Raw genomic sequence first — 14798 nt, forward strand, 5'->3', positions numbered from 1 at the left:
CCCCCATAGTGGCGTTGACAACTTTTTTTGTCAAAGGGGTCAACCACCGGAGCACGGGCCGGGCGGGAACGCGCCGGTGCGCCCGGCGAGCCACGGCAGCGAGTCGGCGAAGGCCGCGGAGAACACGTCGAAGTCGTGCCCACCGCCGTCGACCACCTTCTCGCAGACGGTGATCCCGGCCCGGCGCGCGATCGGGACCAGCTCGGTCGTCGCGGCCATCGGCTGCGCGTCGACCGAACCGACCTCGAACCAGCCCCCGGTGTCCGGGAACCGCTGCGCGGCGAGGATCGCCGACGGCTCGTGCGCCTCGAACGCCTGCTGCGATCCGCCGAACAGCTGGGCGACGGCGGAGGCGGTGTCGTCGTTGGTCTCGCCGGAGCGGGGCCCGGCGAGCCCGGCGTAGTCGCCGAACGAGCCGAACAGGGTGGGATGACGCAGCGCCAGCATGATCGCGCACGACCCGCCCTCGGACAGCCCGGCCACCGCCCAGGCTCGGCCCGGCTCGGCCGTCCGGAACGTCTCGTGCACATAGCGGACGACGTCGTCGGTCAGGTAGGTCTCGACCTTCCCGGCGGGTCCGTCGACGCACTCGGTGTCTCCGTCGAGGGAGCCGTTGATGTCGGGCATGACCAGGATCGGCGCCCGGCCCCCGTGCGCGGCGGCGAACGCGTTCGCGGTGTCGTCGGCGCGGCCGCCGTCGGTCCAGTCCTGCGGGGATCCGGGGGTGCCGTGCAGCAGCACGACCACCGGCAGCTCCGGCCGGGGCCGGGCGAACCAGGCGGGCGGCACCCAGACCACGGCCTCGCGGGCGTCGAACCCCGAGGTGGTCGCCGGGACCGGGACCGGGGAGATCACGCCCTGGTCGGGGACGGCGGTGCGGCGCAGCAGGTCGTCGAGGGCCACCTCGTCGCCGGGTTCCTCGCCGAGTACGAAGCCGAGGTCGCGGAAGTAGTCGTAGTAGCCGTTCGTCCAGGCCCCGGCGTTCACCACGAGCAGCGCCACGACCACCGCGACCACCCCGAACCGGTGGAACCGCAGCAGGTACAGCAGGTACACGAGCACCACGCTGGCCAGCGCCAGCCCGGCCAGGAACCAGACGGTCGTGATGTCGATCTGCAGCAGCGGGTTCACCGGACGGCCGGGGCCGGTGTCGTCGGGCGAGCCCGGCGGAACAGCGCGAACAGGAACGGTGGCAGCGACAGGACCACCACGGCCAGGCCCAGTAGCAGCACGTAGACGACGGTGTCCCCGGTCTCGAGCTGGCTCGGCGGCACGAACCCGAGCACGAACGCGAAGACGCAGCCGGCCAGTCCGATCCCGCCGACCGCCCAGACCCCGGGCAGCCCGCCGGGGATCCGGTACGGCCGCGGCGTGGCCGGGCGGGTGTGGCGCAGCCGGACCACCGCCGCGAACATCAGCGCGTACATCACGATGACGATCTGTGCGGTCACCGCCGACAGCATCCAGTAGGACGTGCTCACGCTCGGGACGAGCAGGAACAGCAGCGAGAACACGCTGCCACCGATGCCCTGGGCGACCAGCAGCCCGACCGGGACGTCGTTGCGGTTCACCCGCCCGAGCCGGGCAGGGGCGACACCGTCCGCGGCGACCGCGGCCACGCCCTTGGCCGGCCCGAGGATCCACGGCGCCAGGTGGGCGACCCCACCGAGCGTCACGACCAGCGCCAGCGGCGCGAGCAACCATCCGGCGCCGAACGAGTCCAGCACCGAGGCGAACAGCTCCATCACCCCGGAGACCAGGCTGATCTGCTGCTGCGGCACCACGAACGCCAGGAACAGCGACCCGAGCACCGAGAACGCCACCACGATCCCCACGCACAACGCGATCGCCCGGGGCACCACCCGGCCGGGGTCGCGGGTGTCGCGGGCGTGGAACCCGGCCATCTCCATGCCGGTGAAGAGCAGCACGATCCCGCCGAGGAAGGCCAGGTTGTCCAGCGAGACGTCCGGGACCAGCGCCTCGGCGGAGAACGGGATCTGCGAGGGGTGGCCGCGCAGCAGGTAGGCGGCCCCCAGCCCGACGACCAGCACCGCGGGCAGGATCGACCCGGCGATCGTGCCGATCGCGCCGAGCCGTGACGACGCCCCGACCCCGCGCAGGCTCAGCAGCGTGGTGGCCCAGAAGAACGTCAGCATGACGACGACCAGGTAGACCTTGTTCGAGGCCAGCGCCGGGTCGATCGCGTAGGCGAGGCTCGCCGCCATGAACGACAGCACGGTGGGGAACCAGGCCACGTTCTCGGCGTAGTCGCACCAGACCGCGAGGAACCCGGCGCGCTCGCCGAACGCCTCCTTCACCCAGGCGTAGACGCCGCCGTCGCGGGGCCAGGCGGTGCCCAGCTCCGCCGCGACCATCGCGATCGGGATCAGGAAGACGAGGATTGCCAGCGCGAACAGCGCCAGCATCGCCCAGCCGTACTCGGCCATCACCGGCAGGTTGCGGGCGGACACGATCGCCGCCACGTTGATCATCGCCAGGGCCAGGACGCCGAGCCGGGCGCCCTCGCGCACGCCGGGGCGCGCCCGGGCGTTCATCCGGTTGTGGATACGGACGGTGCGGACGGCGCCGGAGCTCCGCCGACCGCCGCCGGCACCAGCAACGGCCCGATCCCGGGCAGGGCAAGGAAGCCCTCCGCCCCGGCGTAGCAGAGACCCACCCGCGGGAGGTCCTGCGGATGCCGGTAGGCGAGCACCCGGGGCAGCCACTGCGGGTCGAACTTGGCGTTGAAGTCGTGCAGCGAACGCACCTGGAAGAACGGGTTCAGCACGCCGACCGCCCAGCGGGCCGCGCGCTGGGCCGGGGTGAACGGCACGTCGTCGTCGAACAACCGGCCCCACATAGCGAAGTTCATCGACAGCCGGGTCACCCCGCGCTCGCCGAGCGCGGCGGCGGAGCTCGCGATCAGGAACTCGGTCATCCCGTTCTTGGCCTGCGGGTCGTGCCGCATCAGGTCCAGCGTGTAGCCGAACGTGGTGCCCGTCGCCGGACCGCCGTACGCCGGGACCAGGCGCAGGAACCCGCCGGGGACGCCGTCGGCGTCGAGCGCGACGCACAGCAGGAACTCCGGGTTCGCCCCGTCCCCGGCGACGTCCTGGGACAGCGCCATGGTGAACCCGCGCTCGGGCGCCTTGCCCCGCCACTTCTCGCTGATCGCGTTCAACGACCGCACCAGCTTCGGCGACGCCTGTGCCTCGCTGATCAGCTGGAACCGGTAGTCGCGGCCGACCCGGCGCACGGCGCCGCGCAGCCCCTTGCGGGCCCGGCCGGCCAGGCCGAACGCGGTGCAGTCGAGGATCGCCTCGTCGCCGAGGTAGAAGCTGCGGAAGCCGCGCTCGGCGAGCAGGTCGGCGTCGTCGGCGCGCACGGCCAGGAACGCCGGTGTCCACGCGCGCTCCCGGCACATCGCGAGGAACTCGTCGACCACCCGGCCCTGGGACCCCGGGTCGCCGATCGGGTCACCGGAGGCCAGCGCATACCCGCCGAGGTAGGTGTAGGCGATCATGGCGCGGCCGTCGGAGCAGAAGAAGAAGCTCTTGTCGTCGCGCAGCGCGAACGCGGCCAGGGTGTCCCAGCCGTAGGTGCGGACCAGGGTCTCGGCGCGCGCCCAGTCGCCGGGGGTGTGCGGGTCCCGTGCGGCCAGCGGCCGGAACAGCAGGACCGCGAACAGCACCAGCCCGGTGATCCCCAGGGTGAGCAGCGTGGCGGGGAACAGCGTGGCGAACATCGGCCGGTCGAACACGTACGGCCCGTCGACGCCGACCAGCCCGGCCCCGATCTGCAGCAGGCTGTCGGTGAGGTTCAGCTCCGGCGTGGTCCGGCCGGACTGGAAGGCCAGCGCGGAGAACCCGAACACCAGCACCGCGGCCAGGTAGAGCGGCACGAACCGGACCAGCCGCAGCAGCGACGGCGGGTCGGCCGGGGCCCGGAACTCGGAGCGGAACGCGAGCAGCAGCACCAGCATCACCGCGGCGATCGTCATCCCGACCTCGTGCGGACCCTTGATCAGGTGCGCGACCAGGGCGAGCGCGAACAGCACCACCGCCACCTGCCAGGCGATCCGCTTGCGCTTGGCGAGCTGGTCGGCCAGCAGCAGCAGGACCAGCCCGATCACCACCGACAGCACGTGCCCGGTCACCACGAACCACGACGGCACGACGTCCAGCCCGATCCGGTCGCCGAGCCGTTCGTGCACGAGCGGCAGGTGCACCAGTAGGTGCAGCACCGCGGCCAGCGCGGTGAGACCCCCGACCAGTCGCGGCACCCAGGCCCGCTCCGGCACCGTCCGCACCGGCCCCGATTCCGGCGGGGCGCTCACCACCGGAGCGCTCACCACCGGGGCTGCGGAACCGGCCGTGGCCCCGGAACCGGCCGGGGTCCCGGAACCGGCCGGAGCCACGGAACCGGCCGGAGCCACGGAACCGGCCGGAGCCACGGAAGCGGCCGGGGCCGCGGGTGCGGTGACCGGGATCGCGGGGGCCGGGAGCGTGCCGGCCGGAGCGACCGGGGTCGGCGGCAGCACCGGGCGCACCGCGCCGCCGGGGCCGCCGTCGCCCGCGACGAACTCCGGGCGCAGCGTCGGGAAGAGGATCACCTCGCGGATCGACTCGACACCGGCCAGCAGCATGACCAGCCGGTCGATGCCGATCCCGAGGCCACCGGTGGGTGGCATCCCGTACTCCAGGGCGCGCACGTAGTCGAGATCGACGTCCCCGGCCTCGGGATCGCCGTCCCGCTTGGCCTGGGCCTCGGCGGTGAACGCGGCGAGCTGGGCATCAGGGTCGTTCTGCTCGGAGTAGGCGTTGCACAGCTCGAACCCGGCGACGATCAGCTCGAACCGCTCGCTGTAGGCGGGGTCGTCGCGGTGCGCGCGGGCCAGCGGGGAGACCTCGCGCGGGTAGTCGATGCAGAACACCGGCCCGACGACGTCGTGCTGGACCCGCTCGTCGTAGACCTCCTTCATCAGCCGGCCCGCGCCCCAGCCGTTCTCGTAGCCGATGCCGAGCCGGCCGAGGGCGGCGCGGGCGTCGCCGATCGGCATGTCCGGGTGCATCCGCTCGCCGGTGACCTCGGTGATCATGTCGGCGAACCGGCGGCGCGGCCACGGCTGTTCCAGGTCGATCCGGTGCTCGCCGTAGGACACGACGAGACCGTCGCGCAGCGCGGCCCGGGCGGCGGCTCTGATCAGGCCTTCGACCAGGTCCATCATGTCGTGGTAGTCGGCGAACGCCTGGTAGGCCTCGAGCATCGTGAACTCGGGGTTGTGCCGGGTGTCGATGCCCTCGTTGCGGAACACCCGGCCGATCTCGAACACCCGGCCCATGCCGCCGACGATCAGTCGCTTGAGGTGCAGCTCCAGCGCGATCCGCAGGTACATGTCCAGGTCGAGCGCGTTGTGGTGGGTGACGAACGGCCGCGCCGACGCCCCGCCCTGGATGGTGCCCAGCACCGGGCCCTCGACCTCGACGAACCCGGCGGTGGTGAGGTGCTCGCGGATGGCGTGCACCGCGGTGTGCCGGATCCGGAAGATCTCCCGGGTCCGCTCGTTGACCTCCAGGTCCACGTAGCGGCGCCGGTAGCGGGTCTCGACGTCGCGCAGGCCGGCGTGCTTGTCCGGTGGTGGGCGGCGGGCGTGGGAGAGCAGGGTGAACTCCGCCACCCGGACCGACAGCTCGCCGCGGCGGGTGGTCATCACCGTGCCGGCGACGCCGACCCAGTCGCCCCGCTCCAGCGCCGCGAACGCGTGCAGGCGCTGCGGGCCCAGCACGGCGGCGTCGGCGAAGAGCTGGATCTGCCCGGTCGCGTCGCGCAGGGTCGCGAAGTCGAGCCCGCCGTGCCTGCGGATCAGCAGCAGCCGACCGGCCATCCGCACGGTGGTCGAGGTGACGGTGTCCGGGGCGAGCCCGCCGAACTCCGCACGGACCGCGGCGGCCGTCCGGTCCACCTCGTAGCGATAGGGGGGTGCGGTGGTCACCGGCAAGCTCCTCGGCCGTCGGCAGCAGGATCGCCAGTGGATGACGTGCACGGCGGCCGGGTCGAGCGTCCGGTGTGGATATCGTCAAAAATGAGGGGCGGGTGCCGGATCGGGCCGCGCCGACGAGCGGGCCAGCGCCACCGTCGCGACCGTCATCGCCAGCGTGGCCGCCGTGATCACCAGCCACTCGGCGCCGTCGGCCCGCACGGTCTCGCCGAGCACCGCGACCCCGACGACGGCCGCGACGACCGGTTCCCCCACGGTCACCGCGGGCAGCGACGCGGACAGGTCGCCCGCCGCGTAGGACCACTGCTGCACCAGCGTCCCGGCGACCACACAGGCCACCGTCGCCCAGGCCTGGCCCGCGGTGAGCACGGCGAGCAGGCCGTCACCGAGCAGGTCGACCACGCCCATGACCAGCGCCGCCGTGACCCCGAACAGCAGGCCCGCCACCGTGCCGAGCGAGAGCGCACGGGCCGGTCCGGGACGCAGGGCCGCCACGACCAGGCGCCCCACGACGACGGCGGCCAGCACCCCACCGGTCGGCAGCCACGTCGCGAGCGGTGCCCGGTCGACGCCCTCGGTCGGCTCACCGACCACCAGGAACGCGGCCAGCGCGAGCACCAGCACGCCCGCCCAGCCCCACTCGGCCCGGCGCACCGGGCGCCCGGACCAGCGGGCGGACAGCGGCAACGCGAACAGCAGGGTCGTCACCAGCAGCGGCTGCACGAGCAGCAGCGAACCGACGCCGAGTGCGGCGGCCTGCACCAGGAACCCGGCCGTGTCACCGAACGTGCCCGCCCACCACACGGGCGAGCGCAGCAGCCGCCCGAGCACCGACCGGCCGTCCCCGTCCCCGACGCCGGCGACCACATGGTGCTGGGCGACCGACGCCGCGGCCAGCAACAGCGCGGCGAGCAGGGCCAGCGCGATCGCGAGAACGGTCTCCACCGCACTCAGTGTGCGCGATCACGTCCCTCAGCGCGGCAGGCCGGAGGCGCGCCAGGCGCCGGGGCCCGCCATCAGGGGGGCGCGGAGCTGGGCCGCGGGGTGCGACCACAGGTCCGGTGTGGCCGGGGCCGGCTCGCCGCCCCCCGCCGACGCGGCCGCGGCGACGACCGCGGTCAGCGCCGCCAGCTCGTGGTCGTCCGGGGCGCCCCGCACGACCCGGAACAGCGCGCGACGCTCCTCCGGGGTCTGCTCCTCATCCGGGGCCCCCATCAGAGCGGGATGTTCCCGTGCTTGCGGGTCGGGCCCTGCTCCCGCTTGGTCTCCAGCATCCGCAGCGCCCGGCCGACGTACCCGCGGGTGTGCGACGGCGGCACGACCGCGTCGATGTACCCCCGGTCGGCGGCGATGTAGGGGTTGCAGAGGGTGTCCTCGTAGTCCTGCTGGAGCTCCGCGCGCTTGGCGGCGAGCTCGTCGCCCTCCAGGCCCTTGAGCTCCTTGCGGTAGAGGATCGACACCGCACCCTGCGCCCCGGTGACCGCGATCTGGGCGGTCGGCCAGGCGATGTTCACGTCCGCACCGAGGTGCTTGGAGCCCATGACGTCGTAGGCGCCGCCGTAGGCCTTGCGGGTGATCACCGTGACCTTGGGGACGGTGGCCTCGGCGTAGGCGTAGATCAGCTTGGCGCCACGGCGGATGATGCCGTTCCACTCCTGGTCCGTGCCGGGCAGGAAGCCGGGCACGTCGACGAAGGTCAGGACCGGGATGTTGAACGCGTCGCAGGTCCGCACGAACCGGGCGGCCTTCTCCGAGGCGTCGATGTCGAGGCAGCCGGCGAACTGGGTCGGCTGGTTCGCGACGATGCCGACGCTGCGGCCCTCGACCCGGGCGTAGCCGACGACGATGTTCGGCGCCCACAGCTCCTGAACCTCGAGGAACTCCTCCTCGTCGACCACCCGGTTGATCACCTCGCGGATGTCGTACGGGGTGTTCGCCGAGTCGGGGATGATCGTGTCGAGCTCGAGGTCGGCATCGGTGATGCCGTCGGTGATCGAGCCGTCCGTGGGCTCCGGCGCCGGGTACGACGGCGCCTCGGACAGGTTGTTCGACGGCAGGAAGCTCAGCAGCTGCTTGACGTAGTCGAGCGCGTCGGACTCGTCACCGGCCAGGTAGTGCGCCACGCCGGACTTCGAGTTGTGCGCCCGGCCGCCACCGAGCTCCTCCATGTCGACGTTCTCGCCGGTGACGGTCTTGATGACGTCCGGGCCGGTGATGAACATGTGGCTGGTCTCGTCGACCATCACGGTGAAGTCGGTGATCGCGGGGGAGTACACGGCACCGCCGGCGCACGGGCCCATGATCAGCGAGATCTGCGGGACCACGCCGGAGCTCTGCACGTTGCGCAGGAAGATCTCGCCGTAGAGGCCGAGGGCGACCACGCCCTCCTGGATCCGGGCCCCGCCGCCGTCGTTGATGCCGATCATCGGACACCCGATCTTGGCGGCCACGTCCATGACCTTGACGATCTTCTCGCCGTAGACCTCGCCGAGCGCGCCGCCGAAGACGGTGGCGTCCTGGGAGAACAGGGCGACCGGACGACCGTCGATGGTGGCGGTACCGGTCACGACACCGTCACCGAAGGGACGCTTGTCCTGCATGCCGAAGTTCGTCGACCGGTGCCGGGTCAGTGCGTCCAGCTCGACGAACGAGCCCGGGTCGACCAGCTGGTCGATGCGCTCGCGGGCGGTCTGGCGGCCCTTCGCGTGCTGGCGCTCGACCGCGGCCTCCGACCCGGCGTGGATCGCGTCGTCGAAACGCTGGTACAGGTCGGCGAGCTTGCCGGCTGTCGTGTGGATGTCCGGTTCGGCGGCTCCACCCTCGTCCGGGGTCGCCATCGGCTCCGTTGCGGCGCTCATGGGGCCGGACTCTAACCCGGTGCCGGGTGGTCCTCCGGCGTGATGTCCGCCGCAGCTCCCCGTTCGGGGGGAGTACGGCGCCGTTACCGATCCGCCGCCGGACCGTGGGCCACGCTCCGGCCGGGGGCCGTTACGGTGCGCGGTGATGACGACCGGTACGAACTCCGACCGGAGCGGGCCGGACGGCTCCTCCGGCGACCCGTTGGACGTGTACGCCCTGCGCACGGCGGTACTCCGTCCGGCGGGCGGCTGGACGGGGCTCGAGGTGGTCGGGTCCACCGGCTCGACCAACGCCGACCTGCTCGCCGAGGCCGGGCGCGGCGCCCCCGACCGGTCGGCGCTGATCGCCGAGGAGCAGGTAAAAGGGCGCGGCCGGCTGGACCGGATCTGGACGTCCCGGCCCGGGGCGACGCTGACGATGTCGGTGCTCTGGCGCCCGGAGGGTGTCCCGGCCGACCGGCTGGGCTGGCTACCGATCCTCGCCGGGGTGGCGCTGGTCGACGCGATCTCGGAGCTCGCCCCGGGAGTCCCGGCCGCGTTGAAGTGGCCGAACGACCTGCTCGTCGGTCCCTCGATGGGCAAGGCGGCCGGGATCCTCGCCGAGATGACCGCTGTCTCCGGCGGCGGGCCGGGTGTCGTGCTGGGGATCGGGCTCAACGTCTCGACGCCGGCGCACGAGCTGCCCTGGGGCGCGACCGCGCTGGCCACGCACGGGTTCACCGCTTCGCGCGCCGAGGTCGTCGTCACCCTGCTCGACCACCTGTACCGCCGGGAGGCGGAGTGGCGGGAGGCCGGCGGCGACGCCGACGCGTGCGGCCTGCGCCGGGACTACCGCTCCCGCTGCGCCAGCCTCGGCGCCCGGGTCCGGGTGGAGAAGCCGGGCGGTGACCAGCTCGTCGGGATGGCCGAGGACGTCGACCCGCAGGGGCGGCTGCTGGTCCACCCGGACGGCGGCGAGCGCGTCGCGGTCGCGGCAGGCGACATCGTGCACCTGCGGGCGGCCGATCACTCGTAGCGCTGACCTGCGCAACCCTTCCCGCGCGTCGCGGGCGCTGCGGCGCGGCGCCGCCCTACCGTGGGGACATGGCGTTCCCGGACGACGCGCTCGACGACGGCGAGCACGTCACGCTGCACGGGCGCCCGCACTGGCGGTTGTGCCTGCGGCCCGTCGCCGGCCTGCTGCTGGTGAGCGCGCTGACCGGGTTCGCCGCCGCCGTCGTCCGCCTGCAGCCGTGGGCCCCGTACGCCTGGACACTGCTCGGTGTCCTCGCGGTACTCGCCGCGGCCCGGTGGACCGTGCTGCCGATCGTCCGCTGGCGGTGCTCGCACCTCGTCGTCACGAACCTGCGGATGCTGGTCCGGGAGGGGATCGTCGCCCGGGACGGGCTGGACGTCCCGATCGACCGGATCGACGCCGTCCGCGTCCGGGCGGGCATGGCCGACCGGGTGCTCGGCTGCGGGACCCTGCTGCTCGACGTCGCCGGTGAGCGGCTGCGGTTCGCCGACGTGCCTCGGGTGGAACGCGTCCAGGCCCGGCTGCACCGCGAGATCGGCCGGATCGGCGAGTCCCGCCGCTCGGCCGGGCAGGAGACGCAGCGCACATCCGCACGAGGGCACGCCGACGCTGTGATCCGGGAGAGGATGGGCCGGGAGAGGATGGACCGCCGGGATCAGCAGAGCCCGCAGCGACGAGGCACGGCGGGCGCGTCAGAGGAGCGGGCCGTGCCGGAGAGGACCGCGTCATGACCAGCCTGCCGATGACGGTGCGCGACCCCGGCCTGCCGGAGCGCGTCGAGATCTACGAGGTCGGCCCGCGCGACGGCCTGCAGAACGAGCAGAACGTGGTCCCGGTCGGGGTCAAGGCCGAGTTCCTGGACCGGCTGGCCGACGCCGGGCTGCGCACCCTCGAGGCGACCAGCTTCGTGCACCCGAAGTGGGTGCCCCAGCTCGCCGACGCGGCCGAGCTGCTGAGCGTGCTGGACCGGCGCGACGGCATCGACTACCCGGTGCTGACGCCGAACGAGCGGGGCCTCGACCGGGCGATCGAGGCGGGCTGCGACCACGTCGCCGTCTTCGCCTCCGCCACCGAGACCTTCGCGAAGCGCAACCTCAACCGGACCCTCGACGAGCAGTTCGCGATGTTCGAGCCGACCGTCACCCGGGCGGTCCGCGAGGGGCTGCGGGTGCGGGCGTACGTGTCGATGGTCTTCGGCGACCCGTGGGAGGGCGGGGTCGACCCGGACCAGGCGGCCGCGGTCGGGGCCCGGCTGATGGACATGGGCTGCGACCAGCTCTCGCTGGGCGACACCATCGGCGTCGCCACCCCGGCGCACGTCGGTGCGGTGCTGGACGCCTGCGCGGCCCGCGGCGTCGGCGCCCGGCGGCTCGCCGTGCACTTCCACGACACCTACGGCCAGGCACTGGCCAACACCCTGGCCGCGCTGCGGCACGGCGTGACGACGGTCGACGCCAGCGCCGGCGGCCTCGGTGGCTGCCCCTACGCCGGGTCCGCGACGGGCAACCTCGCCACCGAGGACCTGGTGTGGATGCTCGACGGCCTCGGTATCGAGCACGGCGCGGACCTGCGCAAGCTGGTCGCGACGAGCGTGTGGATGGCCGGGCACCTGGGCCGGCCGTCGCCGTCGCGGGTGGTCACGGCACTGGCGGACCAGGGTTCCTGAGCCCGAACATGCCGGTGAACCGCGACCGGTACACGAGCACCCCGTCGGGGACCCGGGTCATCGTGCCGCGCAGCGTGATCAATCCCATGTCCGGGCGGCTGCGGGACACCCGCCCGTCGAGCACCTCCATGGCGGCCCGCAGCTCGTCCCCGGCGAACACGGGTGCCGGCCAGGCGATCTCGTCGCCGCCGGGGGAGCCGAGCGCGGTCGAGCGGGACAGCAGCCCGTCGACGTAGGCGCGCATCCACAGTCCCGCGGTGAACCAGCCGGACGCGGCCAGCTTCCCGAACACCGACGTCGCGCCGGCCTCGGGATCCAGGTGGAACGGCTGCGGGTCGAACCGGTGCGCGAAGGCGATCATCTCGTCGCCGTCGATCACGGTGGTACCGAGGTCGACGACCGTGCCCGCCCTCAGGTCCTCGAACGCGATCTCAGCCACGGAGCACCTCCAGCACCCGGGTGTGCAGCAGGCCGTTGCTGGTCAGCCCGTGCCCGCCGGAGAACGTCGGGTGCCCCGTCAGGTCGGTCAGCCGCCCGCCCGCCTCCGTGACAACGACGGTCGGCGCGGCCAGGTCCCACGGGTTCGCGGCCGGCTCCACGGCCACGTCGAGCACCCCCTCGGCGACCAGGACGTGCTGCCAGAAGTCGCCGAACGCCCGCGACTCCCAGCACGCCTCGGTGAGTGCGATCCACCCGTCGCGGTGGACCGGCCCGGGCTCGGACCGGAACGTGTCGGTGTTCGTGGTGGACACGTAGGCGTCCGCGACGTCGGTCACCCCGGACACCGCGATCCGGCGCGGGGTCCCCGACGGCAGGTCCCGCGCCCACGCCCCGGCACCCGAGGAGCCCCACCAGCGGCGGTGCAGCGCCGGTGCGCTCACCACCCCGACGGTGGGGACGCCGTCGGTGACCAGCGCGATCAGCGTCGCCCAGGCGGGAAGGCCACGGGAGAAGTTCTTCGTCCCGTCGATCGGGTCGATCACCCAGCTCCGGCGCGACGAGCCGGAGCCGCCGCGTTCCTCACCGAGGATCGCGTCGTGCGGGCGCTCGTGGCCGATCGCGGCGCGGATCGCGTCCTCGGCGGCGGTGTCGGCATCGGTCACCGGGGTGCGGTCCGGCTTGCTGGTCACGCGCAGGTCTGCGGCGCGGAACCGGGGCTGCGTGATCGCGTCGGCGAGATCCGCCAGGCGCAGGGCGAGATCGAGATCTCGCGGGTCGGCCTGCGGGGTCTCGGGGTGCACGGTCGGATCGGGGCTCACGTCCGGCGAGCATGCCAGCGGCGCACCGGCGCCGCTGCGGGTACCCGGAGCCCTATGCTCGGCGAGATGACCACCGTGGTGCTGGCCGAGGACGATGCGGCGATCGCCGAGCCGCTGTCCCGGGCCCTGCAGCGCGAGGGCTACGACGTCGAGGTCGTCTCCGACGGCGTCGGCGCTCTCGAGCGGGTCGGCCGGGAGCAGACGGACCTGCTCGTGCTCGATCTCGGGCTGCCGGGGATGGACGGCCTGGAGGTGTGCCGCCGGGTGCGTGCCACCCAGGCCGACCTGCCGGTGCTGATGCTGACCGCCCGCACCGACGAGGTCGACTTCGTCGTCGGCCTGGACGCGGGCGCCGACGACTACGTGTCCAAGCCGTTCCGGCTCGCCGAGCTGCTCGCCCGGGTACGGGCGTTGCTGCGCCGCCGGACCCAGGACGTCGTCGAGGTCGGGGGACTGCGGATGGAGCTCTCCGGACGGCGGGTGCTGCTCGACGGCGAGGAGGTGACCCTCGCGAACAAGGAGTTCGAGCTGCTGCGGGTGCTGATGAGCCGCGCCGGGCAGGTCGTGACCCGCGAGGAGATCCTGCACGCGGTGTGGGGCGATGCGGACATGAAGTCGTCGAAGACGCTGGACATGCACATGTCCTGGCTGCGCCGCAAGATCGGCGGCGAGAAGCGGATCGCCACCGTCCGCGGCGTCGGGTTCCGCTACAACCAGAACTGAGCCGATGCGCCGCCGGATCCTGGTCTCCACGCTGCTCACCGTCGCGGTGACGGCGCTGTTCCTGGGCGGGCCGCTGGCGCTGGCGACCTGGCAGCTCGTCGAGGACTTCACCCGCGCCGAGCTGACCCAGCGGCTCGAACAGCTCACCGGCACCCTGGAGGACGCCGGGACCGACGGGCCGTCGCCGGCGTTCGTGCAGGCGGCGATCCCGCCGAACAGCCTGCTCACGATCGAGTCCCCGGACCATCCGATCCGGCAGTACGGCCAGGTCGAGGTCGACGACCCGGTCTCCGAGTCGCTGCCGTTCGGGCCGGGGGGGACGATCACGTTGTCCCAGCCGACCGCGATGATGCGGTCGCAGCAGACCCAGGTCGTCGGGGTCGTGGTGCTGCTGGTCGGGTTCTCGGTGACGGTCGGGACCGGGGTCGCCATCTACACCGCGCGCCGGCTGTCCGACCCGCTGCGCGATCTCGCCGCGCGGGCCGCCCGGCTCGGCGCGGGCGACTTCCGCCGCTCCCCGGCGCGCTACGACATCGCCGAGCTGGACCGTGTCTCCGAGGTGCTCGACTCCTCGGCGACCGCGCTGTCCCAGCTCCTGCAACGCGAGCGTTCGCTGGTCGGTGACGTCTCGCACCAGCTGCGCAGCCGGATCACCGCGCTGCAGCTACGGCTCGACGAGCTGTCCACCCATCCCGACCCGGATGCCCGCCGGGAGGCGCTGGCCGCGCTGGAGCAGACCGAACGGCTCACCGGTGTCCTCGACGACCTGCTGGAGTCCGCCCGCGCCGCCCGCGCGGTCGGGGCGGAGCCGGTCGACATGGCCGAGGCGCTGGAGGAGACCGCGCAGGAGTGGCGTGCCCCGCTGGCCGCGGCCGGGCGGTCGCTGCGGCTGCGGGTGCCCGAGGGCATGCTCGCCCGGGTCACCGCGGCCCGGTTGCGGGAGGCGGTCGGGGCGCTGGTCGACAACGCCCTGCAGCACGGCGAGGGCACCGTCACGATCACCGCCCGCACCGGTGAGAACGCGCTGCAGGTGGAAGTGTCCGACACCGGGCCCGGGGTCCCGGAGGACCTGGTGGCGCACGTGTTCGACCGCGGCGTCTCCGCGCAGTCGTCCACCGGCCTGGGGCTGGCGCTGGCCCGGACCCTGATCGAGGCCGACGGCGGCCGGTTGGAGCTGTCCCGGGCCCGGCCACCGGTGTTCCGGATCTACCTGCCGACCGCCCGCACCGACGACGTCGCCGCGAGCACCCCGGCGGCCGACCGGACCGGGCCGCGCTGA

General features: G+C 73.4%; 13 protein-coding genes. 5 read left to right on the top strand and 8 right to left on the bottom strand.

Going from position 1 to position 14798, the window contains the following annotated elements:
- Window positions 1–39: 39 nt before the first annotated feature.
- From JOF36_RS08280 to JOF36_RS08305, 6 genes are all read right to left on the bottom strand, one after another.
- A complete protein-coding gene (locus JOF36_RS08280) occupies window positions 40–1131 on the bottom strand; it encodes an alpha/beta hydrolase (protein WP_210025888.1) in 1092 nt (363 codons plus the stop codon).
- The gene (locus JOF36_RS08285; protein ID WP_210025890.1) at window positions 1128–2555 is read right to left on the bottom strand and encodes an amino acid permease; all 1428 of its coding nucleotides are present in this window, start codon (window positions 2553–2555) and stop codon (window positions 1128–1130) included. Before JOF36_RS08285 ends, JOF36_RS08280 begins: the two co-directional genes overlap by 4 nt.
- Complete coding sequence (lysS, locus tag JOF36_RS40010; protein WP_210025892.1) at window positions 2552–5992, bottom strand: lysine--tRNA ligase; 3441 nt, start codon at window positions 5990–5992, stop codon at window positions 2552–2554. The genes JOF36_RS08285 and lysS overlap by 4 nt, the downstream gene beginning before the upstream one ends.
- Before the next feature lie 84 nt (window positions 5993–6076).
- Complete coding sequence (locus tag JOF36_RS08295) at window positions 6077–6943, bottom strand: DMT family transporter (protein WP_210025894.1); 867 nt, start codon at window positions 6941–6943, stop codon at window positions 6077–6079.
- A 27-nt stretch (window positions 6944–6970) separates the two neighbouring features.
- Complete coding sequence (locus JOF36_RS08300) at window positions 6971–7213, bottom strand: acyl-CoA carboxylase epsilon subunit (RefSeq protein WP_210025896.1); 243 nt, start codon at window positions 7211–7213, stop codon at window positions 6971–6973.
- Entirely contained in the window at window positions 7213–8856 is a 1644-nt protein-coding gene (locus tag JOF36_RS08305) for an acyl-CoA carboxylase subunit beta (RefSeq protein ID WP_210025897.1), read from the bottom strand. Before JOF36_RS08305 ends, JOF36_RS08300 begins: the two co-directional genes overlap by 1 nt.
- A gap of 145 nt (window positions 8857–9001) precedes the next feature.
- On the opposite strand from JOF36_RS08305, the gene JOF36_RS08310 reads away from it, so the two are divergent.
- From JOF36_RS08310 to JOF36_RS08320, 3 genes are all read left to right on the top strand, one after another.
- Complete coding sequence (locus tag JOF36_RS08310) at window positions 9002–9871, top strand: biotin--[acetyl-CoA-carboxylase] ligase (RefSeq protein ID WP_210025899.1); 870 nt, start codon at window positions 9002–9004, stop codon at window positions 9869–9871.
- Window positions 9872–9939: 68 nt separating this feature from the next.
- On the top strand, window positions 9940–10602 hold the full coding sequence (locus tag JOF36_RS08315; RefSeq protein ID WP_210025901.1) for a PH domain-containing protein: 663 nt from the start codon (window positions 9940–9942) through the stop codon (window positions 10600–10602).
- Entirely contained in the window at window positions 10599–11537 is a 939-nt protein-coding gene (locus JOF36_RS08320) for a hydroxymethylglutaryl-CoA lyase (RefSeq protein ID WP_210025903.1), read from the top strand. Before JOF36_RS08315 ends, JOF36_RS08320 begins: the two co-directional genes overlap by 4 nt.
- Here the strand turns inward: JOF36_RS08320 and JOF36_RS08325 are convergent.
- Window positions 11509–11976, bottom strand: coding sequence for a MaoC family dehydratase (locus tag JOF36_RS08325; protein ID WP_210025905.1), 468 nt, complete (start codon window positions 11974–11976; stop codon window positions 11509–11511). The two genes, JOF36_RS08320 and JOF36_RS08325, sit on opposite strands and share 29 nt — an antisense overlap.
- Window positions 11969–12796 carry an inositol monophosphatase family protein gene (locus JOF36_RS08330; protein ID WP_307862273.1) on the bottom strand — a complete coding sequence of 276 codons (828 nt, stop codon included), beginning with the start codon at window positions 12794–12796 and terminating at the stop codon, window positions 11969–11971. Before JOF36_RS08330 ends, JOF36_RS08325 begins: the two co-directional genes overlap by 8 nt.
- Before the next feature lie 66 nt (window positions 12797–12862).
- Between JOF36_RS08330 and JOF36_RS08335 the strand changes: the two genes are divergently transcribed.
- Both JOF36_RS08335 and JOF36_RS08340 read left to right on the top strand, forming a co-directional pair.
- On the top strand, window positions 12863–13519 hold the full coding sequence (locus tag JOF36_RS08335; RefSeq protein WP_210025907.1) for a response regulator transcription factor: 657 nt from the start codon (window positions 12863–12865) through the stop codon (window positions 13517–13519).
- Between the two features lie 4 nt (window positions 13520–13523).
- The gene (locus tag JOF36_RS08340) at window positions 13524–14798 is read left to right on the top strand and encodes a sensor histidine kinase (RefSeq protein ID WP_210025909.1); all 1275 of its coding nucleotides are present in this window, start codon (window positions 13524–13526) and stop codon (window positions 14796–14798) included.

The sequence above is a fragment of the Pseudonocardia parietis genome (assembly GCF_017876315.1).
Taxonomy (GTDB): Bacteria; Actinomycetota; Actinomycetes; order Mycobacteriales; family Pseudonocardiaceae; genus Pseudonocardia; species Pseudonocardia parietis.

What these genes read in the sequence shown, in the direction of transcription:
- JOF36_RS08305 (WP_210025897.1), bottom strand. Translation starts at nt 8,856, where the DNA reads ATGAGCGCCGCAACGGAGCCGATGGCGACCCCGGACGAGGGTGGAGCC.
- JOF36_RS08340 (WP_210025909.1), top strand. Translation starts at nt 13,524, where the DNA reads ATGCGCCGCCGGATCCTGGTCTCCACGCTGCTCACCGTCGCGGTGACG.
- JOF36_RS08320 (WP_210025903.1), top strand. Translation starts at nt 10,599, where the DNA reads ATGACCAGCCTGCCGATGACGGTGCGCGACCCCGGCCTGCCGGAGCGC.
- JOF36_RS08285 (WP_210025890.1), bottom strand. Translation starts at nt 2,555, where the DNA reads ATGAACGCCCGGGCGCGCCCCGGCGTGCGCGAGGGCGCCCGGCTCGGC.
- JOF36_RS08310 (WP_210025899.1), top strand. Translation starts at nt 9,002, where the DNA reads ATGACGACCGGTACGAACTCCGACCGGAGCGGGCCGGACGGCTCCTCC.
- JOF36_RS08315 (WP_210025901.1), top strand. Translation starts at nt 9,940, where the DNA reads ATGGCGTTCCCGGACGACGCGCTCGACGACGGCGAGCACGTCACGCTG.
- JOF36_RS08300 (WP_210025896.1), bottom strand. Translation starts at nt 7,213, where the DNA reads ATGGGGGCCCCGGATGAGGAGCAGACCCCGGAGGAGCGTCGCGCGCTG.
- JOF36_RS08335 (WP_210025907.1), top strand. Translation starts at nt 12,863, where the DNA reads ATGACCACCGTGGTGCTGGCCGAGGACGATGCGGCGATCGCCGAGCCG.